The sequence below is a fragment of the Pseudomonas sp. 9AZ genome (assembly GCF_902506525.1).
GTDB lineage: Bacteria > Pseudomonadota > Gammaproteobacteria > Pseudomonadales > Pseudomonadaceae > Aquipseudomonas > Aquipseudomonas peli.
On record NZ_LR733840.1, the window covers coordinates 2,812,241 to 2,830,136 of the forward strand.

The window sequence follows — 17,896 nt, forward strand, 5'->3', positions numbered from 1 at the left end:
CAAAAGGATGTACCGGGTTTTAATAAACTCTGGCGCAAATCCATTCTATGAGGCGTCCCCTGGCTGGAGCCCTGAGTTTTTGGCAAATCGCTCTTCTTATCTCTTTGGATCTTGGGTCTCTCGTGATTTAGCGCGTAGAATCCCCTAACAAGGCGCTCACTCCGTTCGCTGGGACCGGCGAAGCCGGCCCCTTAGCTTAATCGTTAGGCGTTGTATGAAACTGCTCCGATACTTTGATACCGATGACGGCTCTCTTCCAGAGTTGGAAGTGCGATATTCAAATCCAGATAAAGTATCCAAAGCTTTCGAATTTCTCCTCGCAAATAATGCCCGGAATGTAACAGCCGGCGGAGGCTACCTTTGGATAAAACCTTCGCAAAAAGAGAAACCATTCACCGGTAGCGGTGATGCGGCATTAGTTTTTTGTGAATCAGCAGAACCATTCCATGTAGTGCTAGCAGGCATAACCATTGCTAACTGCACGCTTCCCGATTTAGGAGTTCTCGTTACGCCCTCTAGTTTGAACATCGACTACCGAATGGGCAGTGCATGGGGAGCATCCGAGGTCAACGCTCTGCTCATACTGTTGAAAGAGCTATGCGGGCTAGGTGGTACGCTTGTCGCTCCGTGGTGGGGCGCCGAAGGCGAACATGAGTTCACTGAAGCTCTGCGTCGCGCCTAACAAGTGGTTCAAACCGTTCGCTGCGCTCACTGGGACGGCCTAAAGCCCGCCCCTTAACCAAACGTTAGGGCCAATCATGGGTAGCGCAATAATATTCATTGTCTTTGTGGCAACTGCACTACTAATACCGTTCCTGCTAGTAGTTATTGTAATTAAGCTTACGCAAACAAAAAGACCGACGGGGTACTACAGAAATTACATACTCCTGGCCAGTGGCGCACTAATCGTCGCTGTAGCCATACACCACCTATTCAGCCAAATTATTTCAGGCGAAATATATTTCAAACCAAGAGGAGCAAGCACTGCATTTATAGCGTCAATAGAAAATGAACCTGTGCAGTTTGCATTTTTATCTGCACTGTACATTGCATTCTGTGGCTTACTGACTATTGCGCTATTCAAAGCGCATCGCGCACTACAAAAGCATCTCGCAAAAGGCCCTAACTAGTGCTTCAAGTCGTTCGCTTCGCTCACTGGGACGGGCTAAAGCCCGCCCCTTAACCAAACGTTATGCATATGAATGAATACACCACCACAATGACAATGCTTGCACCTGAGCTGTTAATCCTTGCAGCAGGATTTTCTCTGCTTGGCATTGCATCGTTGATATTTGCAATCAGGCAACGCTCAGCTATTGCCTTTTTATCATTCGCGCTATTCATGCTCTGCGCCATTATAAAGCTCACAAAATTCTCAATAATGGCGTTCATTCCAATGCAATGCCCTAATGGCCAGTGCAATCCAACAGAATTCAACCAGCAAATTCTAAACTTCTCGTCACTAATAGAACCTTATTTATTCCTAGCAGCTGCCATTTGCACAATCACTTACATGACCAAAAACAAAGGCATAAACCGTGTGTAAATGCATAACAATTGGTTCAAACCGTTCGCTTCGCTCACTGGGACGGGCTAAAGCCCGCCCCTTAACCAAACGTTAGGGCTTCCCATGCAGCTATTCGCTAACCTCGCCCACGAACTTGAATCTGCAGGAATCCGCATGGAGCAAGTTCGCATTAACGAAACGCCGCAAGACTGCTGCTTTTGCATTCTAAATTATGGTAATGAAACAGAATGCTTCTACTCTGAGCGTGGAGCCAAGTTTTATTTAGAATCTTTCACTTCGCACTCTGAGGCAATTAAATATTTCAAGGATTGGGTGCTATCCAACGAAACCCTATATGCCAACTGGGGCGGCATCGTTGGGCAGCCCTAACAAGTGGTTCAAACCGTTCGCTTCGCTCACTGGGACGGGCTAAAGCCCGCCCCTTAACCAAACGTTAGGGCAAACCATGCCGTGCGACTGCGCCAATTTATCCAGCTGCGTTAGCTATGGAGAGTCAGAAAAAGACTTTTGTAGTAGTTTTAACCTGATTTCGGAGCGCCCATGGTTGCGTCTATATCAATGCAGCAAGTGCAAAACATACTGGCAGCTCGATGTAGATGATAGATCTGACTTTGCTATAAAAGTGTCGCAGCCAGAAATTTGGCCATTATTTGATGATCGTCCATATAGAAGAGAGTTCTTCATCCAATTTCATGGTGGCGTCGGCAGCAAAAAATGTACGTGGGCAAGGTGCAATCAGCCCGCATTGCAAAACATGGCCATTTGCGTGGATCACGCTTACCCAGAGTTTTCCTCTACTGATGAGAAGCCCTAACAAATGGTTGAAACCGTTCGCTGCGCTCACTGGGACGGGCTAAAGCCCGCCCCTTAACCAAACGTTAGACAATTCACTTTGAAAGTTTGTTTTTTGTACCGCGTCAAACCGCTGCCCCGCTCCACTGCTTTAGGCTTCACACAGTTTCAAAATTTATGTTTACTGAACCATCGCCGCCACCATCGGGGCACATTGAAATTGCGGTTCGCCAGCAACATCGAAACATTGGATTTATCGCGTTTCCCCAATAATTTTGTGTAACGCGTTACAAGCAGGAATGCGGTGCTTCAAATTATGCGTACATCCGAGCGTCTAACAATTGGTTCAAATCGCTCGCTGCGCTCACTGGGACGGGCTAAAGCCCGCCCCTTAACCAAACGTTAGGCATTCATAATGGAAAAATCACCATATCGCGAAGTATGGATCGAGACTCCAGGCGGTCAGTCCATGTGTGCACTTATCAATGGTGAGTGGGGATGGTTGACATACCTAAGGTATAACGGGGACGCTGGCTTTAGCTCACGTAATTTCAAGTACAAAGGGCCGGCTGAATCAACTATTGAATATCGGCTTGGTAATGGCCAGCACGACGAGTACCCCGCATCTTGGGCTTACCCTGTTGATATGATTGAACATGCTCTAAATTTTTTCCAAACGCAGCACACGCCACCAGTGTTTATTCATTGGCACAACGATTCAGAAGACGGCGTTGAACTTGAATACAAAAAAGTTAACACTCAACTATAACTGTGTAGCCTAACAAGTGGTTCAAACCGTTCGCTTCGCTCACTGGGACGGGCTAAAGCCCGCCCTTTAACCAAACGTTATAAGCCTCTTTAGAAATCATGACAAAGCAAACAAAATATAAACCTTACTTTAAAGTCGGCGCACTTCTTTTATTTATATCTTTTTCAATGCTAGCTTATGCAAAATTTATTATCACTACAGAGGCTTCCGCAGCCTCAGAAATAATTGATAGAACAAGCTGCAGAGCGAAAAATAACGCCTTCAGCTCTACAAAACGCATATGTACAAATTATAAATTCATGTTTACTTACGAGGGAATAAAATATTACGGCCGGTCAAAACTTGTCAGGCTTGAGTTTGAAGCTGATACACACGATAAGGTTTATTTCTCAAGTATGAGACCACAAGCCACTGCATCATTGCGTTCAACGGTTGATCGAGGCGAGGTTATAATTGCTCTAGCTTTTTCAGCCCTCGCTCTTTCCCTATATTTCTTCTATAAACAGCTTGTGAGCAAGCCACGTGGTGACGGCTCATAACAATTAGTTCAAACCGTTCGCTGCGCTCACTGGGACGGGCTAAAGCCCGCCCCTTAACCAAACGTTAAATCTCAGACATGAACTACTGGAACCGAGACAACTTTGAAGGCATGAAATCCATTGGGGAGAAATACTCTTCTATAGAAGGCTATGAGCTTTTTGGTAAGTATTGTCTTCAGAAAGAGCAAGGCCTTAAAAAGCTAGCGGTCTCTTCCATCAAGGATTTTGTTGAGTACTCAAAAAAACAACCACTGAAAGAGCAGCGGACGATTGCGGATGAACTCTCCTCGCTAGCTTTTTGGCATGGCGAGGCTCATCAACTCTTAGCCCACCCACTAGTGGAGTTTTTGAAAGAAGTACTTCAATGCTGGGCAGCAGATGAACCAAACAATCCAACCCCGCATAAATGGTTTGGTTATGTGGCTGGAGATACGTCGGCCTATGAGCGAGCACTTTCACTAAACCCAAAAGATGATATCTGCATCAGCCAGGTCATTCGTGCCAATTTAGAAAAAATAGACTATCAAACTCATCATTTATCTGAATCTATACTTTTAGGCTGTATCAACGACGCCAAGTATTCTCTAGAAAAAGCTGGTCGCCTTATCACAACACTGAGCGCGCAAGACCTGAAAAAAACAATGCAAAGTGAGTTAGAGTATTACGCTAAACTTTTAAGCTGCTGGGAGGAGTACTCAAACCTTGGAGCAAATGAACCGTTTCCAGATTGGTGCGCATCCAAAGGCAATGAGTTTAATTTTTGGTCTGTCGTTTACTACAGTGGGTAACGATTTAACAACTGGTTCAAACCGTTCGCTGCGCTCACTGGGACGGCCTAAAGCCCGCCCCTTAACCAAACGTTAGGTGCCATGATGAATTGGCGTCCACTTACAACCTGTGGGAAAGACTCATTTGGGAGAGGTGTAGTATTTCGCTTCCCGGCAAAAAAACCATTCGAGAAATTCGTCGACTTCATGATTATTGAAGAACATGACTCACCAACTTTTTATAAAATCATATGTTCTTCTGGCTATCACGCTGGTCAAACAGAGCTAGTATTTCCAGCAGAAGCAAAGCATGAGTCCGGCGGGATATCAGTAGACTGGCTAAAGAAAAACTGGTCGCTTTGGGTTTACCCAGAATGCGAGCCTGCAAATGTCAATTACGTTGATTGCTATCCTTCCGGGCACGGCGTAGAAACCTAACTAGTGGTTCAAACCGTTCGCTTCGCTCACTGGGACGGGCTAAAGCCGGCCCCTTAACCAAACGTTAGGCATTTGGGAAAGTTCGCAATGACAGCTGCATCCGGGAAATTCGAATCAAGCATGGAAGTTGTCCGGGCTTTCCATACCGTGCTAAATAGTGCTTCTGCTGTTCCTGAGCATGCCTTTAGGCGCAACAGCACTGCTTATCCTTTGGTTTGCTACGTCAACAACATCACGGGACTCTTTCTTAGCGAGAGCTTTGATCCAATCCCGATCTTCGTAGCAAGAGCACTCGAGCACATGGCTGAGTTCCCACCCCATACCGAGAGATTGAAGCGCTACCATCAGTTGGTAACAAGCTATCTCACCCATACGGCCTATCATCTCACCAACTTTGTCGCTGGCGCGGTCTTTGACTCGGATCGAGTGCCCGCTGTTGTCCTACATGGTGGTTGTCAGCAAGTGCCAAGCTGGGCTCAGCGCTAGCCGCCAGCACATGCCTAACAAGTGGTTCAAATCGTTCGCTTCGCTCACTGGGACGGGCTAAAGCCTGCCCCTTAACCAAACGTTAGGTCTACATCATGCTCAGAAATATCATTACCTTAGTGCTTATTTTTTTGACGAGCGCATGTGTGCATGTAAAAAAAGAATCTGAAAAGACAGGAATTATTTTAGGAGACACTCTCTCACTAAAAAACACTGCATTCATTGTCAAATGTAACGTTAAAGAACTAACAATAACAGCCTGGCTCAGTTCTGGAGATTACAAAAACGATAAATGCTTAACTAATAGGACCTATGCCAGCTTTGGTCATACTATTATCGGAAAAATAGAGGCGCCACAAACTGCAACGGTAGTTAAGATTGTCGAGCACGCCATGCCCGGAAACTACACATCTTACACATTCATTAAAATTAACGGAGACAAAGCAACTTACATCGTGAGTCACCACGACCTTAAATTTTTATTTGAGTATAATTAACGCTGACAACAACTGTAGAACGACTACTTGCATGCTGCGCAAAAACAATTAATTACCTTCATAAAAACACAGCTTCATCTACTAATCGCCCTAACAACAGGTTCAAACCGCTCGCTTCGCTCACTCGGGACGGGCTAAAGCCCGCCCCTTAACCAAACGTTAGGCAACAGAATCAGCCCACTTCTCCAAAATAATCCATCACAAGGAACTATTTAACAATGTCAAGGATAGAGCCAGTTTTTGGTAGCGTAAATATTGAAACAGAGAACCCTTATCAGTCGGGTGATGCTGAATTAATTGATAATTTCGCCACATTATTTTCAAAGCCAAAAATCTTTGATTTTTCAGGACGCATTTCTTTATCGCGCTACTGGCTACTTCACGCACTACTTGTTGTAGTAATACCAACAACCTTGCTAGTATTTTTCATAATAGGATTACAACATCAACTCATTGTCTTACTTGCAGCGAGCGCCACTGTTCTAATTTTTTCCGGCCTGCTCTCGATTTCGCTATTAATGCGCCGTTCGCGTGATCTGGGCTGGAGCCCTGCATGGGGACTAATAGCAATGCTTCCTTTCTTAGGCACTTTAGTAATGCTGCTTTTGTCCATTCTCCCGGGTAAGAGCGTAGCCAACAAATATGGCCCACCAAATAAGCCACTATCCATACCAGGTAAAATCTTCACGTGCTTCTTAGCAATTGCTACCTTTATATATCTAACCGCCTTATTCATGAATACACAAAAATATTTATTACCCGCAATCAATAATATTTTTACTGGCTTTTTAGGTGGCACGCAATATTAGTCACTGCACGCCTAACTAGTGGTTCAAATCGTTCGCTTCGCTCACTGGGACGGGCTAAAGCCCGCCCCTTAACCAAACGTTAGCCACTTAAGGTAACCCACCACATGCCCGTAGAGTTTGCATCCGAATACGCATCTATAGTGGGGTTGCTATCTGCATTCTCAGCGAGCAGGAACAGCCAAAAAGCTGAAGACGCTCAAAGCTTTATTGAATGGTTAATCAAGCACAAGCATGAAGAATTAGCATTAGAGATCCAGATAAATCAAGGTACATCTATTTTTATCAAGGCATTCCTGAATAAAGAAATACCTGAAATCCAATTAAAACTTGATTCAATCTTAGCTCTTGTTTAAATAGTTACTGAGCGCTTACAGGAAAATCCCGAAACCTCACTAGAACAAGACTTGGGGTACCGTTACGCACAGAGAATCGTCACATTCATGTTTGAGCGTTTTAAACACGAAAAATTTAAAATTGAAAATCTTGGCTACGCTCTTGAAATTACAAATGACCTAATTCACGGACATCTCAAAGAATTTAATACTTACGTACTTGAGGCAATGGTAAGAGAGTGCTTAACCTCGAGAATTTCAGCAACAGAAATTGTTCACAAGCATTGGGACAGTCTAGTTTCTTAGCTGAGTCGCTCCCATGGCTAACAAGTGGTTCAAACCGTTCGCTTCGCACACTGGGACGGGCTAAAGCCCGCCCCTTAACCAAACGCTAGGCATCAGGATCCAGTATGCGTGTGGAACAAGAGCCCCCTAATCAACCAGATGTCATAGCGCTCATCGCAGATCTCGATGCGTATCAAGATTCTCTGTATCCGGCTGAGGCGCGTTATGCGCTTGATCTCGCGTCGCTCTCCAAACCCAATGTTATTTTTATCGTTGCACGAGATGAACAAAGCGTCGCCCTTGGCTGTGGCGCGGTCGTGTTGAATGAATCTTACGGCGAGGTCAAGCGCATGTATGTGCGACCTGAAGCCAGGGGAAAAGGTATTGCAAAAAAGCTCATCGCAGCCCTTGAGGCAAGTGCATACGAGTCAGGTTGCAGTGAACTCATGCTTGAAACTGGGCCATATCAACCGGAGGCACTGAATTTCTACACCAACGAAGGCTATGTACGACGAGGTACATTCGGCTCATATTGCGAGCATCCGCTTAGCGTGTTCATGGGCAAATCACTTCGTTTAGCAACCACCGCAAGTTCTAATGCTTAACAACAGAGTCCAATCGTTTGCTTCGCTCACTGGGACCGGCTAACACCCACCCCATATACCAAACGTCAGGTCATTTCTGGAGCACTCCCTCGTATGGCCAGCACATCCTGGTACTCCCGCTTTGCCAAGGGATCCGCTCATTTCTGCGGGCGCCCGCGCGTCTTTACGTTTGCGGTGGCGTTGATTGTTATCTGGCTGATTACCGGACCGCTGTTTGAATTCAGCGATACATGGCAGTTGGTGATCAATACCAGCACGACGACCATCACTTTTCTGATGGTCTTTCTGATTCAGAACACTCAAAACCGTGACACAGAAGCTATTCAGATCAAGCTTGATGAGCTTATTCGTGCCACCCAAGGGGCGCATAACGCACTGCTCGATCTAGAAGACATAGAAGAATCCAGTCTCGATGAATTTCGCCTCAAGTACCGTGCACTGGCAGCTACAGCACGGATGGATCTTGTGCGCGGTAATCAGGACACTGGCACGCCTGAACCATAAGCCATCAATCGGTTCACCCCCTCCGCATATGCTGCACGGTGACGCTAGTTGGCTGAGTACCAGTCGGTTGCCTCGCCCCACCTCACTCCCCACCTGCATCACTTGTCAGAACAGAAAATACGCCCGGCACCGGTCGTTTGTACGCGCTTCCCCTGCGGCGCAGGTGTGGCCTTGTTTAGCCGTGCAGCGCTGGTTTCTACTGGCCAACACCATGACCTCTTTCTATACGACTCCTGTGGGCACATGGCACGCAGCGAAGCCCTTTGAACACCCGCATTCGTTGATAGAGCAGAGTCGGATATTAGCGGCGCTTAGCTCAGATTTTCTCCCGGCCAATGTCGCACTGCGTGCACCACTCGCATCGGTATGCGCCCTTGCTATGCTTTTGCCCGTCGATCACGCATGTATGGTTGGGTTGATCGCTGTTCTACCCCTTCCCTTTTATTTGATGGAGGCCGCCATGGCTGGTTGGTATGAACTTTCGAAGAACGATAAAGGCCAGTTCTTTTTCGTGTTGAAGGCAGGTAATGCCGAGGTGATTTTGCGCAGTGAGCAGTACGAGACCCGCGCTGCTGCCGAAGGCGGCATTGCTTCGGTGCAGAAGAATGCACCCGCCGATGAGCGTTACGAGCGCAAGGATGCCAGTGATGGACGCTTTTACTTCAACCTCAAGGCGGCCAACCATCAGGTGATTGGTACTAGCCAGATGTACAAGGCGGCGGCTAGCCGTGAGGGCGGTATTGAGTCGGTCAAGACCAATGGCCCCACGACCACCATCAAGACTGACTAACTCTCCGCGCATGCCAGCCAGCAGGCTTCATAGCCCTGACAGACATGCCCGACGCGGTTGAATATGCCGTCACCAGCGGCGGCATGCCCTTGTGATACGCCAGGGGCCTAGGTAACGTGAGCGCACTTTTCAGGAGTGTCACGATGCGTTTCAGCCGCCCTTTTTGCTTTGCTTTGTTGCCACTGCTCGCCAGTTGCCAGGTGTTTACCGATAAACCCGCCGAGCCAGTGATCGAGCAGACGCGCATGCAGGGCGAGCTCAGCCTGAACGCGGGCCAGTTGCTGTTTCGCCCCTGCCAGGAACAACGTCAATTTATCCTCAAGGAAGACAGCGCCGCCGAGCTGAGCAGCGATGCCAGCACGCTGTTCGCTGACGGCCACGCCACGCTGTATGTCGATATGCGCGGCCAGCTGCAGGCCAATGCGCAGAAAGGTGTCGATGGCCAGTTCGTGCCGAGCCAGATGTACCGGGTACAGGCTGAAGGCCATGGCTGCACAGACATCAACTTTGCCCGCACCCTCCTGCGTGCCAGCGGCCACGAGCCGGACTGGAATATCGCGGTAAGCAATCAGGGCCTGATCCTCAACCGCCCCGGCCAGGAGCCACAGGCGCTGCCGTATCTGGAAGAGCAATTGCCCGAAGGCCGCCTCAACCTGAGCAGCGAAGCCAACGGCCAACGCCTTGATTTGTGGGTTGCCCGCCAGCGCTGCGTCGACGGCATGAGTGGCGCGGTGCAACACCTGAGCGCCGAGTTGCGTCTTAATGGGCAAGTCCTGCGGGGCTGCGCCTACCTCGGCGGCGCGCGCAACGATTAGCAATCAGATAGCTGAGATAGATCAGCCGAGCGGCAGACGATTGGCCTAAGCTGCAAGTGAAGACAGCCAAAGGGATATCGTTATGCTGCGCATTGCTATCAATGGATATGGACGGATCGGTCGCTGCCTGGTGCGCGCGTTGTTCGAGCGCAAACTGGAGCAGCAGATCCACCTCACCGCGATCAATGACCTGGGTGAGCAAAGCACCCTCGCCCACCTCACCCGCTTCGACTCCACCTTCGGCCGCTTTCCTGGCGATATCAGCCTGGACGGCGACACCTTGCGGGTAAACGGCCACCCGATCCAGCTGCTGCGTGAGCGCGAAGTGACTAATCTGCCCTGGCATGAGCATGCGGTGGATCTGGTGCTCGAATGCACCGGCAAACTGAAAAAGCGCGAACAGGTCGAACAGCACATCAGCGCCGGCAGCCCGCGCGTGCTGCTCTCACACCCACTGGACAGCGCCGACCTGACCGTGGTCTACGGCGTTAACCATCAACTGCTGGGCGATCAAAAGATCGTATCCAACGCTTCCTGCACCACCAATTGCCTGGCGCCGATGGCCAAGGTGCTGCACGAAGCCGTGGGCATTCGTCAGGGGCTGGTCAACACCATCCACTCTTACACCAATGACCAGAACCTGCTGGACAAGACCCACAGCGACCTCTACCGCGCCCGCGCCGCCGCGCTGTCGATGATCCCCACCAGCACCGGTGCGGCCAAAGCCATCGGCCTGGTCATGCCGGAGCTGATCGGCCGCTTGGATGGGCTGTCGATACGCGTACCGACGCCCAACGTGTCGCTGGTCGATCTGACCTTTACCAGCGAACGCCCGACCAGCCGTGAAGCGATCAACGCCGCGCTGCAGGCCGGCGCGGCGCAGTTGCCGCCTGGGGTGATGGAGTGCAACGAGCTGGCACTGGTGTCCAGCGACTTCAACGGCTACCCGGTGTCCTGCGTGGTCGACCTCAGCCACACCCGCGTGCAGGGCGATCTGGTCAAGGTCTTGGCCTGGTATGACAACGAGTGGGCCTTCGCCAACCGCATGCTCGACGTGATGCTGGCTTGGGTAAAGCCTGAGGCGCGCTAGCACTATGGGTTGAGGGCGCCTCATTACGGGCCGCTGCCGTTTATCGGCAGCGGCCTTTAACCACTGATCAGGCGTATAATCGCCGCCTTTTAAAAGCTGCCGGGTTGCCTCCGGCCCTGAAAGTGGATCGTCCCTCATGCTTCGTATCACCGAACTCAAGCTGCCCCTCGACCATCCCGACGAGGCCCTGCGCCCGGCCATCGTCCAGCGACTCGGGATTGCCGACAGCGAGCTGCTCGACTTCACCTTGTTCAAGCGCAGCTACGACGCGCGCAAGAAATCCACTGAAATGCACTTCATCTACACCATCGACTGCGAGCTGCGCGATGAAGCGGCGCTGCTGGCCACGTTCAGCGATGACCGGCATATCAGCATCACACCGGATACCGCCTACAAACCAGTCGGCATGGCGCCCGAGAACCTCGCAGAGCGTCCGCTGGTCGTCGGTTTCGGCCCGTGCGGGATTTTCGCCGCGCTGATTCTCGCCCAGGCCGGACTCAAACCCATCGTGCTGGAACGCGGCACCGAAGTGCGCCAGCGCACCAAGGACACCTGGGGCCTGTGGCGCAAGAACGTGCTCAACCCCGAGTCCAACGTGCAATTCGGCGAAGGCGGTGCCGGCACCTTCTCCGACGGCAAGCTGTACAGCCAGATCAAAGACCCCAAACATTACGGGCGCAAGGTGCTGCAGGAGTTCGTCAAAGCCGGCGCGCCAGAGGAAATTCTCTACGTCAGCAAGCCACATATCGGCACCTTCCGCCTCACCGGCGTGGTCGCCACCATGCGCGAAGAGATCAAAGCGCTGGGCGGCGAAGTGCGTTTTCAGCAGCGCGTCAGCGATGTGCTGATCGAGGATGGCCAGCTCAAAGGTGTGGTGCTCGACAGCGGCGAGCAGATTCTCAGCCGCCAGGTGATCCTGGCCCTGGGCCACAGCTCGCGTGACACTTTCCGCATGCTGCACAAACGTGAAGTATTTATGGAAGCCAAGCCGTTCTCGGTGGGTTTTCGTATCGAGCACCCGCAAGGTCTGATCGACCGCGCGCGTCTTGGCAAATACGCCGGCCACCCAAAGCTCGGTGCTGCGGATTACAAACTGGTGCACCACGCCAAGAACGGCCGCTCGGTCTACAGCTTCTGCATGTGCCCTGGCGGCACCGTGGTGGCGGCCACCTCGGAGCCGAACCGCGTGGTGACCAACGGCATGAGCCAGTACTCACGTAACGAACGCAACGCCAACGCCGGCATCGTCGTCGGCATCACTCCAGAGCAGGATTACCCAGGCGGCCCACTGGCCGGGGTGGAATTGCAGGAACGTCTTGAATCCCAGGCCTATCTGCTCGGCGGCAGTACCTACGAAGCGCCGGGGCAACTGGTCGGCGACTTTATTGCCGGCAAGCCGACCACTGACCTGGGCAGCGTCGAACCATCGTATAAACCGGGAATCAAGCTCGGTGACTTAGCCCTGGCGCTGCCGGACTTCGCCATCGAAGCGATCCGCGAAGCGCTGCCGGCCTTCGGCAAACAGATCAAAGGCTTCGACCTGCATGACGCGGTACTGACCGGCATCGAGACACGCACCTCCTCGCCGCTGCGCATCACCCGTGGCGCGGATATGCAGAGCCTCAACGTTCGCGGCCTATACCCGGCCGGGGAAGGCGCGGGTTACGCCGGCGGCATTCTCTCTGCCGGGGTGGATGGCATTCGTGTGGCAGAAGCGCTGATTCGCGACATGCTCGGGATTGCAGAAGCCTGACAAGCCGCTGCTGGTTACTGATCAGCCCATGGCGCAATTCAGACCGCCCGCCGGTTTAAGTTACAGACCGGCGGTGGGCAGGTCAGCAGGCAAAGGAATGCCACGCTCGGCACAGTCCGCCACAGCAGTTATTAACGCGGCCAAATCGAACCCCTGAGCACTGAGCCAGGCGAAGTCGTAGTAGCTGTCGGCATAGCGCTCGCCGCCATCGCAGAGAATCGCCACCACCGAACCGGACTCACCCGACGCGACCATACGCTGAGCCACCAGCAACGCGCCAATCAGGTTAGTGCCGCTGGAGCCACCCACATTCCGGCCCAGGCGCTGCGCCAGGTAATGCATGGCGGCCAGGGAAAGCGCATCCGGCACCTTGCACATGGCGTCGATCACCGTCGGCAGAAAGGACGCCTCGACCCGTGGCCGGCCAATACCTTCGATACGCGAACCGTGGTTCAGGCACAGGCTGGCATCACCGGTGCGGTAGTAATCGAAAAACACCGAACGCTCAGCATCGGCGCAAAAAACCCGGGTGTTGTGGCGGCGATAACGCACATAACGCCCTAGGGTCGCCAAGGTGCCGCCAGTGCCGGGACTGGACACCAGCCAACTCGGCTCAGGGAAACGTTCACTGCGCAGCTGCTGGAAGATCGACTCGGCGATGTTGTTGTTGGCGCGCCAGTCGGTGGCGCGCTCGGCGTAGGTGAACTGATCCATAAAATGCCCGCCGCTCTCACGCGCCAGGCGCTCAGACTCAGCGTAGATTTGCGTCGGATCCGTCACCAGATGGCTCTGGCCGCCGTAGAAGGCGATCTGCGCGATCTTCTCCTTCGAGGTGCTGGCCGGCATCACCGCGATAAACGGCAGCCCCAGTAAGCGGGCGAAATAGGCCTCGGAAATTGCCGTGGAACCACTGGACGCCTCGATCACCGGTGCGCCGGGTTTGAGCCAGCCGTTACACAGCGCATAAAGAAACAACGATCGCGCCAGCCGGTGTTTGAGGCTGCCGGTGGGGTGGCTGGATTCGTCCTTGAAATACAGCTCGACGCCGGGCAATCCCGGCAGCGACAGGGGTATCAGGTGGGTGTCGGCGCTGCGCTGAAAATCCGCCTCAATGATGCGGATCGCTTCGCGCGCCCAGCTTCTTGAATCGCTCATACCTTATCCCCTAATCCAGAACACCAGCGGGCACTACGCGCGCGCCTCGCCACTGACTCAACAACACACCGGCAAACACCAAGGCGGCTGCCAGCATCTGCATGCCATTCAGGCTTTCGTCCAATAACAGTATGGCGAACAGCAAGGTGAACACCGGGATCAGGTTGGTAAAACCTGAGGCCTGGCTGGCCGGCAAGCGGCTGACGCCGAAGTTGTAGAGCCCATAAGCGCCCACGGTGACCAGAATGCCCAGATAGGCCACCGCGCCCAGGCCCATGGGGCTGACGCTGCTCGGCAACGGCGCGCTGAACCAGGCCAAAGGCAGAAAGAAAACAGTGCCGACAAAGGCCACCATGGCAGTAAGCAGAAAGGGCGAATAGCGCGATGACAAGTGCTTGAGCAGCAGGGTGTAACCCATGGCGCAGAGCATCGCGAGCAGCTCGTAGAAGTTGCCGAGGATTGGGTTACTGGCGTGCTCGTCGGCACTGCCGGCCAGGCTCAGCCATACGGCGCCGACCAGGGCGATCAGAAACCCCGACAGGGTGATGCGACTGATCCGTTCACGCAGGAAGACAAACGCCCCCACCGCCACCAGCAGCGGCAGCAAAGCCGTGACCATGCCCGCTTGCGCGGCGCTGGTGTGCTGCAGCGCCAGGGCTTCAAAGAGGAAATACAGGCAGGGTTCGCAGGCCGCCAGGCCGAGCAGGTACTTCCAGTCACCGGCGCGGTAGTGCATCTGCCCACGCCAGCGCCAGGCCAGCAGAAACACCAGACTGCCCAAAGCCATACGGCCGAAGATCACCCACAGAGGCGGCAGCTCGGCAAAGGCCAACTTGAGCGCAATAAAAGAACTGCCCCACAGCGCCATGGCGATCACCAGGCAGATGATCGCGATGCCCCTTTCCCGCTCTTGCATACCCAAGCCCCTGACTAAAGGCTGCAGTGTAGAGAGGCATACGCGACGCCGACAGATACAGTCAGCGCCTTGAACTGTGTGGGCTTATTGTTCCCAGGGCTTACCGCGAGTTTGCTCGCTGATTCGCAGCTTCTGCTGCAGTGCGGCTTTGGCCAACATGTGGGCGCTGACCGGTGCGGTGATAAACAGAAACAGGGCAATCAGCAGCTCATGCAAGCTAACGCCCTCACCGCGAAAGCTGAAGTAGATCAGCGAAGCAATCACCATGCCGCCCACGCCCAAGGTGCTGGCTTTGGTCGGGCCGTGCAGGCGCATAAAAAAGTCCGGCAGGCGGTACAAGCCAATCGCACCGATCAAGGCGAATAGGCTGCCGATCAGCAGAAACAGCGCCACCAGCGCTTCGATCCAGGTATCCATTCAGCAGTCTCCGTAGAACGTTGTTACTCGATGATGTCGCCGCGCAACAAATACTTGGCCACTGCCACTGTGCCAATAAAGCCCATCACCGCAATCAGCAGGGCGGCTTCAAAATACAGGTCCGATCCCAGCCAGATACCGAGCAACACCAGCATGGCAATCGCGTTGATATACAGGGTATCCAGGGCCAGGATGCGGTCGGGCAAATCCGGGCCGATGATAAGGCGCGCCATGGTCAGCACCAGGGCCACGCCAATGATCATCAGGCACAGCGGGATCACGTAGGCGAGCATGTGAACACCTCCAGCAGGGGGGCTTCGTAACGCTGTTTGATTTCTGCGACCAAGGCGTCAGGGTCCGGCACATCCAGGCCGTGCACCAGGAGCATCTTGCGGTCGTCACTGAGGTCGGCAGAGACCGTGCCCGGGGTCAGAGAAATAATGCTGGTGAGCATGGTCAGGGCCAGTTCATCTTCCAGCAGCATGGGAATTTCCACGAAGGCTGGGCGCAGCTTGGCGGTCGATCCAAGGATCAGCTTGGCCACCTGCAGATTGGCCGTGATGATATCGCCGAGGATGCGCAGCAAAAACAGGCACAGCTTGAACGGTTTGTGCACCCGTGGCGGGTTGATCCAGAACACCTGGGTCAACAGCGGAATGGTCCAGCCGAGCAGCGCACCGAGTAGCCAGTGCCCCAGGCTCAGGTCATTCATCAGCAGCAGCCAGACCAACAGCAGGCACACGCTCAGCAGCGGATGGGGTAACCAGCGACGTGCTTTCATCGTGCAGCTCCCGATTCGATGATTTGCCGGTACAGCGCCAAATCATGCAGTTGGCTGGCGGTAGCCTCGACATAACTCAGCAGCGGCGCGGCACCAACCATCAGCACCAGGCTGAGCAGCAGCAAACCAGCGCAGGCCAGCAGCCGGCCAAAATCCAGCTCGGCACTGTCCAGCTGGCTCAAGCCGACGCGCCAGAACAGCATGCTGCCGGCACGGCTAAGGGCCACCAAAGTCAGCAGGCCGCCGCCCAGCACCACGGGCCACAGCATGAGCGCCTGCACACCCGGCTCCAGCGAGCGCAGCAGCAACAGCTTGCCGATAAACCCAGACAGCGGCGGCAGGCCGGCCACGGCAATCGCGCCGAAGAAGAACAGGCCGCCGAGCAGGTGCGGGTTCTGCAGCGCGGGACCTTGCACCAGCAGCGCCTGCTTATCGCCACGCTGACGGGCAATCAGGTCCGCCAGCAGGAACAGTCCACCGGCGACCCAGGTGCTGTGTACCAGGTAATACAGGGCTGCGGCCAAGGCTTGCTCAGTGCCGATGGCAATGCCGGCGAGCAAAGTGCCGACCGATACCACCACCAGATACGCCAGGAGCCCCTGCAAGCTAACGGCTGCTAGTGCACCGATCACACCCAGCGCCAGGGTCAGCAAGGCAATCGGCCAGAGCCAGTCGTTGGCCATATTGGCCAGGCTGCCGGCCTCATCACCAAAGATCAGTGTGTACACACGGATGATCGAATACAGGCCGACCTTGGTCATGATCGCAAACAGCGCCGCGACCGGCGCAGTGGCCGAGGCATAAGCCTTGGGCAGCCAGAAATACAGCGGCAGAAACGCCGCTTTGAGGCCGAATACCACCAGCAGCAGCAAGCCAGCAGCGCCCAGCAGCGCCGCATCATCTGGCCCGGCAGCCGCCACGCGAATGGCCATATCAGCCATGTTCAGGGTGCCGGTGATGCCATACAGCACGCCCACGGCGAGCAGGAAGAACGCCGACCCCACCAGGTTCAGTACCACGTAATGCAGCCCCGCGCGCACCCGTTCTGCCCCACCGCCATGCACCAGCAGCGCATAGGAGGCAATCAGCAGGATTTCGAAGAACACGAACAGGTTGAACAGATCACCCGTGAGGAAGGCGCCGTTGATGCCCATTAGCTGAAACTGGAACAGCGCATGAAAACTCTGCCCGCGCTCATCGTCGCCACGCACCGCATACAACAGAGCAAAGCTACCCAGCACCGCCGTGACCACCAGCAACAAGGCGCTCAGCCGATCGAGCAGCAGGATGATGCCAAAAGGCGCCGCCCAGTTACCGGCGGCATAGACCTGCAGCACGTCCTGATCAGCCAGCCAGAGCAGATAGCCGCTCAATGGCAGCAGCAACAGGGTCGCCACCAGCGACAGGCTACGTTTGACCCGCAGGCTCAAGCCCGCACCGAGCAACAACAGGCTGCCGGCAAACATCGGCAGCAGAATGGGCAGGATCACGCCGTGATTCATTGTGCTGGCTCCTGGCCGTCAACATGGTCTGTCTGGGTTTCGCCCACGCTGCGCAGCGCCAGCACCACCACGAAGGCCGTCATGGCAAAGCCGATAACGATGGCGGTCAGCACCAGCGCCTGCGGCAGTGGGTCCGCGTAGGCACTGCCCTTGCCAATCACCGTGACCACACCGCTCTGCAAGCGACCCATGGCAAACAGGAACAGGTTGACCGCGTAGGAAATCAGCGTCAGCCCCAGCACCACTGGAAAGGTCCGCGCACGCAGCAGCAAGTACACACCGCTGGCGGTGAGGAGGCCCAAGGTTGCGGCAAATATGGCTTCCAT

24 protein-coding genes are annotated in these 17,896 nt (G+C 54.0%); 17 read left to right on the forward strand and 7 right to left on the reverse strand.

Features of this window, described 5'->3' with window-relative positions; translation table 11 throughout:
• Nucleotides 1-214: 214 nt before the first annotated feature.
• The 17 genes from ALTER154_RS13125 to ALTER154_RS13205 all read left to right on the forward strand — a co-directional run bounded on the left by ALTER154_RS13125 (nt 215) and on the right by ALTER154_RS13205 (nt 12,799).
• The gene (locus tag ALTER154_RS13125; protein ID WP_160087705.1) at nt 215-682 is read left to right on the forward strand and encodes a hypothetical protein; all 468 of its coding nucleotides are present in this window, start codon (nt 215-217) and stop codon (nt 680-682) included.
• 516 nt (nt 683-1,198) lie between these two features.
• On the forward strand, nt 1,199-1,546 hold the full coding sequence (locus tag ALTER154_RS13130) for a hypothetical protein (RefSeq protein WP_160087707.1): 348 nt from the start codon (nt 1,199-1,201) through the stop codon (nt 1,544-1,546).
• 135 nt (nt 1,547-1,681) lie between these two features.
• A complete protein-coding gene (locus tag ALTER154_RS13135) occupies nt 1,682-1,897 on the forward strand; it encodes a hypothetical protein (protein WP_160087709.1) in 216 nt (71 codons plus the stop codon).
• A gap of 838 nt (nt 1,898-2,735) precedes the next feature.
• Nucleotides 2,736-3,089, forward strand: coding sequence for an Imm1 family immunity protein (locus ALTER154_RS13140; RefSeq protein WP_218585082.1), 354 nt, complete (start codon nt 2,736-2,738; stop codon nt 3,087-3,089).
• Nucleotides 3,090-3,187: 98 nt separating this feature from the next.
• Nucleotides 3,188-3,628, forward strand: a complete 441-nt coding sequence (locus tag ALTER154_RS13145; RefSeq protein ID WP_160087711.1) for a hypothetical protein — start codon at nt 3,188-3,190, stop codon at nt 3,626-3,628.
• Nucleotides 3,629-3,705: 77 nt separating this feature from the next.
• The gene (locus ALTER154_RS13150; protein ID WP_160087713.1) at nt 3,706-4,416 is read left to right on the forward strand and encodes a hypothetical protein; all 711 of its coding nucleotides are present in this window, start codon (nt 3,706-3,708) and stop codon (nt 4,414-4,416) included.
• 84 nt (nt 4,417-4,500) lie between these two features.
• The gene (gene imm45 / locus ALTER154_RS13155) at nt 4,501-4,833 is read left to right on the forward strand and encodes an Imm45 family immunity protein (RefSeq protein ID WP_160087715.1); all 333 of its coding nucleotides are present in this window, start codon (nt 4,501-4,503) and stop codon (nt 4,831-4,833) included.
• A gap of 87 nt (nt 4,834-4,920) precedes the next feature.
• Complete coding sequence (locus tag ALTER154_RS13160) at nt 4,921-5,319, forward strand: hypothetical protein (protein ID WP_160087717.1); 399 nt, start codon at nt 4,921-4,923, stop codon at nt 5,317-5,319.
• 95 nt (nt 5,320-5,414) lie between these two features.
• Nucleotides 5,415-5,816, forward strand: a complete 402-nt coding sequence (locus ALTER154_RS13165) for a hypothetical protein (RefSeq protein WP_160087719.1) — start codon at nt 5,415-5,417, stop codon at nt 5,814-5,816.
• 218 nt (nt 5,817-6,034) lie between these two features.
• Entirely contained in the window at nt 6,035-6,625 is a 591-nt protein-coding gene (locus ALTER154_RS13170; protein ID WP_160087721.1) for a DUF805 domain-containing protein, read from the forward strand.
• A gap of 104 nt (nt 6,626-6,729) precedes the next feature.
• Nucleotides 6,730-6,978: a hypothetical protein gene (locus tag ALTER154_RS13175; protein ID WP_160087723.1), complete on the forward strand. Its 249-nt coding sequence runs from the start codon at nt 6,730-6,732 to the stop codon at nt 6,976-6,978.
• Between the two features lie 389 nt (nt 6,979-7,367).
• Nucleotides 7,368-7,847 (forward strand): GNAT family N-acetyltransferase, encoded by a 480-nt coding sequence (locus ALTER154_RS13180; RefSeq protein WP_160087725.1) that lies wholly within the window; start codon nt 7,368-7,370, stop codon nt 7,845-7,847.
• A 93-nt stretch (nt 7,848-7,940) separates the two neighbouring features.
• Complete coding sequence (locus tag ALTER154_RS13185) at nt 7,941-8,351, forward strand: low affinity iron permease family protein (protein ID WP_160087727.1); 411 nt, start codon at nt 7,941-7,943, stop codon at nt 8,349-8,351.
• A 460-nt stretch (nt 8,352-8,811) separates the two neighbouring features.
• Nucleotides 8,812-9,141, forward strand: a complete 330-nt coding sequence (locus ALTER154_RS13190) for a YegP family protein (protein ID WP_160087729.1) — start codon at nt 8,812-8,814, stop codon at nt 9,139-9,141.
• Nucleotides 9,142-9,284: 143 nt separating this feature from the next.
• Entirely contained in the window at nt 9,285-9,956 is a 672-nt protein-coding gene (locus ALTER154_RS13195) for a COG3650 family protein (RefSeq protein ID WP_160087731.1), read from the forward strand.
• Between the two features lie 82 nt (nt 9,957-10,038).
• Entirely contained in the window at nt 10,039-11,046 is a 1,008-nt protein-coding gene (gene gap, locus ALTER154_RS13200) for a type I glyceraldehyde-3-phosphate dehydrogenase (RefSeq protein WP_160087733.1), read from the forward strand.
• Nucleotides 11,047-11,182: 136 nt separating this feature from the next.
• Entirely contained in the window at nt 11,183-12,799 is a 1,617-nt protein-coding gene (locus ALTER154_RS13205; protein WP_160087735.1) for an NAD(P)/FAD-dependent oxidoreductase, read from the forward strand.
• Between the two features lie 60 nt (nt 12,800-12,859).
• On the opposite strand, the gene ALTER154_RS13210 is transcribed toward ALTER154_RS13205, so the two are convergent.
• From ALTER154_RS13210 to ALTER154_RS13240, 7 genes are all read right to left on the reverse strand, one after another.
• Entirely contained in the window at nt 12,860-13,954 is a 1,095-nt protein-coding gene (locus tag ALTER154_RS13210; RefSeq protein ID WP_160087737.1) for a PLP-dependent cysteine synthase family protein, read from the reverse strand.
• A gap of 10 nt (nt 13,955-13,964) precedes the next feature.
• The gene (locus tag ALTER154_RS13215) at nt 13,965-14,870 is read right to left on the reverse strand and encodes a DMT family transporter (protein ID WP_160087739.1); all 906 of its coding nucleotides are present in this window, start codon (nt 14,868-14,870) and stop codon (nt 13,965-13,967) included.
• An 84-nt stretch (nt 14,871-14,954) separates the two neighbouring features.
• Nucleotides 14,955-15,287, reverse strand: coding sequence for a Na+/H+ antiporter subunit G (locus ALTER154_RS13220; protein WP_160087741.1), 333 nt, complete (start codon nt 15,285-15,287; stop codon nt 14,955-14,957).
• Nucleotides 15,288-15,310: 23 nt separating this feature from the next.
• Nucleotides 15,311-15,580 (reverse strand): K+/H+ antiporter subunit F, encoded by a 270-nt coding sequence (locus ALTER154_RS13225; protein ID WP_090252444.1) that lies wholly within the window; start codon nt 15,578-15,580, stop codon nt 15,311-15,313.
• Nucleotides 15,565-16,068, reverse strand: coding sequence for a Na+/H+ antiporter subunit E (locus ALTER154_RS13230; RefSeq protein WP_160087743.1), 504 nt, complete (start codon nt 16,066-16,068; stop codon nt 15,565-15,567). The genes ALTER154_RS13225 and ALTER154_RS13230 overlap by 16 nt, the downstream gene beginning before the upstream one ends.
• The gene (locus tag ALTER154_RS13235) at nt 16,065-17,570 is read right to left on the reverse strand and encodes a monovalent cation/H+ antiporter subunit D (RefSeq protein WP_160087745.1); all 1,506 of its coding nucleotides are present in this window, start codon (nt 17,568-17,570) and stop codon (nt 16,065-16,067) included. Before ALTER154_RS13235 ends, ALTER154_RS13230 begins: the two co-directional genes overlap by 4 nt.
• Nucleotides 17,567-17,896, reverse strand: a complete 330-nt coding sequence (locus tag ALTER154_RS13240; RefSeq protein WP_160087747.1) for a Na+/H+ antiporter subunit C — start codon at nt 17,894-17,896, stop codon at nt 17,567-17,569. Before ALTER154_RS13240 ends, ALTER154_RS13235 begins: the two co-directional genes overlap by 4 nt.

Coding starts and splice junctions, on each gene's coding strand:
- ALTER154_RS13125 (WP_160087705.1), top strand. CDS start 215: ATGAAACTGCTCCGATACTTTGATACCGATGACGGCTCTCTTCCAGAG.
- ALTER154_RS13130 (WP_160087707.1), top strand. CDS start 1,199: ATGAATGAATACACCACCACAATGACAATGCTTGCACCTGAGCTGTTA.
- ALTER154_RS13135 (WP_160087709.1), top strand. CDS start 1,682: ATGGAGCAAGTTCGCATTAACGAAACGCCGCAAGACTGCTGCTTTTGC.
- ALTER154_RS13140 (WP_218585082.1), top strand. CDS start 2,736: ATGGAAAAATCACCATATCGCGAAGTATGGATCGAGACTCCAGGCGGT.
- ALTER154_RS13145 (WP_160087711.1), top strand. CDS start 3,188: ATGACAAAGCAAACAAAATATAAACCTTACTTTAAAGTCGGCGCACTT.
- ALTER154_RS13150 (WP_160087713.1), top strand. CDS start 3,706: ATGAACTACTGGAACCGAGACAACTTTGAAGGCATGAAATCCATTGGG.
- imm45 (WP_160087715.1), top strand. CDS start 4,501: ATGAATTGGCGTCCACTTACAACCTGTGGGAAAGACTCATTTGGGAGA.
- ALTER154_RS13160 (WP_160087717.1), top strand. CDS start 4,921: ATGACAGCTGCATCCGGGAAATTCGAATCAAGCATGGAAGTTGTCCGG.
- ALTER154_RS13165 (WP_160087719.1), top strand. CDS start 5,415: ATGCTCAGAAATATCATTACCTTAGTGCTTATTTTTTTGACGAGCGCA.
- ALTER154_RS13170 (WP_160087721.1), top strand. CDS start 6,035: ATGTCAAGGATAGAGCCAGTTTTTGGTAGCGTAAATATTGAAACAGAG.
- ALTER154_RS13175 (WP_160087723.1), top strand. CDS start 6,730: ATGCCCGTAGAGTTTGCATCCGAATACGCATCTATAGTGGGGTTGCTA.
- ALTER154_RS13180 (WP_160087725.1), top strand. CDS start 7,368: ATGCGTGTGGAACAAGAGCCCCCTAATCAACCAGATGTCATAGCGCTC.
- ALTER154_RS13185 (WP_160087727.1), top strand. CDS start 7,941: ATGGCCAGCACATCCTGGTACTCCCGCTTTGCCAAGGGATCCGCTCAT.
- ALTER154_RS13190 (WP_160087729.1), top strand. CDS start 8,812: ATGGCTGGTTGGTATGAACTTTCGAAGAACGATAAAGGCCAGTTCTTT.
- ALTER154_RS13195 (WP_160087731.1), top strand. CDS start 9,285: ATGCGTTTCAGCCGCCCTTTTTGCTTTGCTTTGTTGCCACTGCTCGCC.
- gap (WP_160087733.1), top strand. CDS start 10,039: ATGCTGCGCATTGCTATCAATGGATATGGACGGATCGGTCGCTGCCTG.
- ALTER154_RS13205 (WP_160087735.1), top strand. CDS start 11,183: ATGCTTCGTATCACCGAACTCAAGCTGCCCCTCGACCATCCCGACGAG.
- ALTER154_RS13210 (WP_160087737.1), bottom strand. CDS start 13,954: ATGAGCGATTCAAGAAGCTGGGCGCGCGAAGCGATCCGCATCATTGAG.
- ALTER154_RS13215 (WP_160087739.1), bottom strand. CDS start 14,870: ATGCAAGAGCGGGAAAGGGGCATCGCGATCATCTGCCTGGTGATCGCC.
- ALTER154_RS13220 (WP_160087741.1), bottom strand. CDS start 15,287: ATGGATACCTGGATCGAAGCGCTGGTGGCGCTGTTTCTGCTGATCGGC.
- ALTER154_RS13225 (WP_090252444.1), bottom strand. CDS start 15,580: ATGCTCGCCTACGTGATCCCGCTGTGCCTGATGATCATTGGCGTGGCC.
- ALTER154_RS13230 (WP_160087743.1), bottom strand. CDS start 16,068: ATGAAAGCACGTCGCTGGTTACCCCATCCGCTGCTGAGCGTGTGCCTG.
- ALTER154_RS13235 (WP_160087745.1), bottom strand. CDS start 17,570: ATGAATCACGGCGTGATCCTGCCCATTCTGCTGCCGATGTTTGCCGGC.
- ALTER154_RS13240 (WP_160087747.1), bottom strand. CDS start 17,896: ATGGAAGCCATATTTGCCGCAACCTTGGGCCTCCTCACCGCCAGCGGT.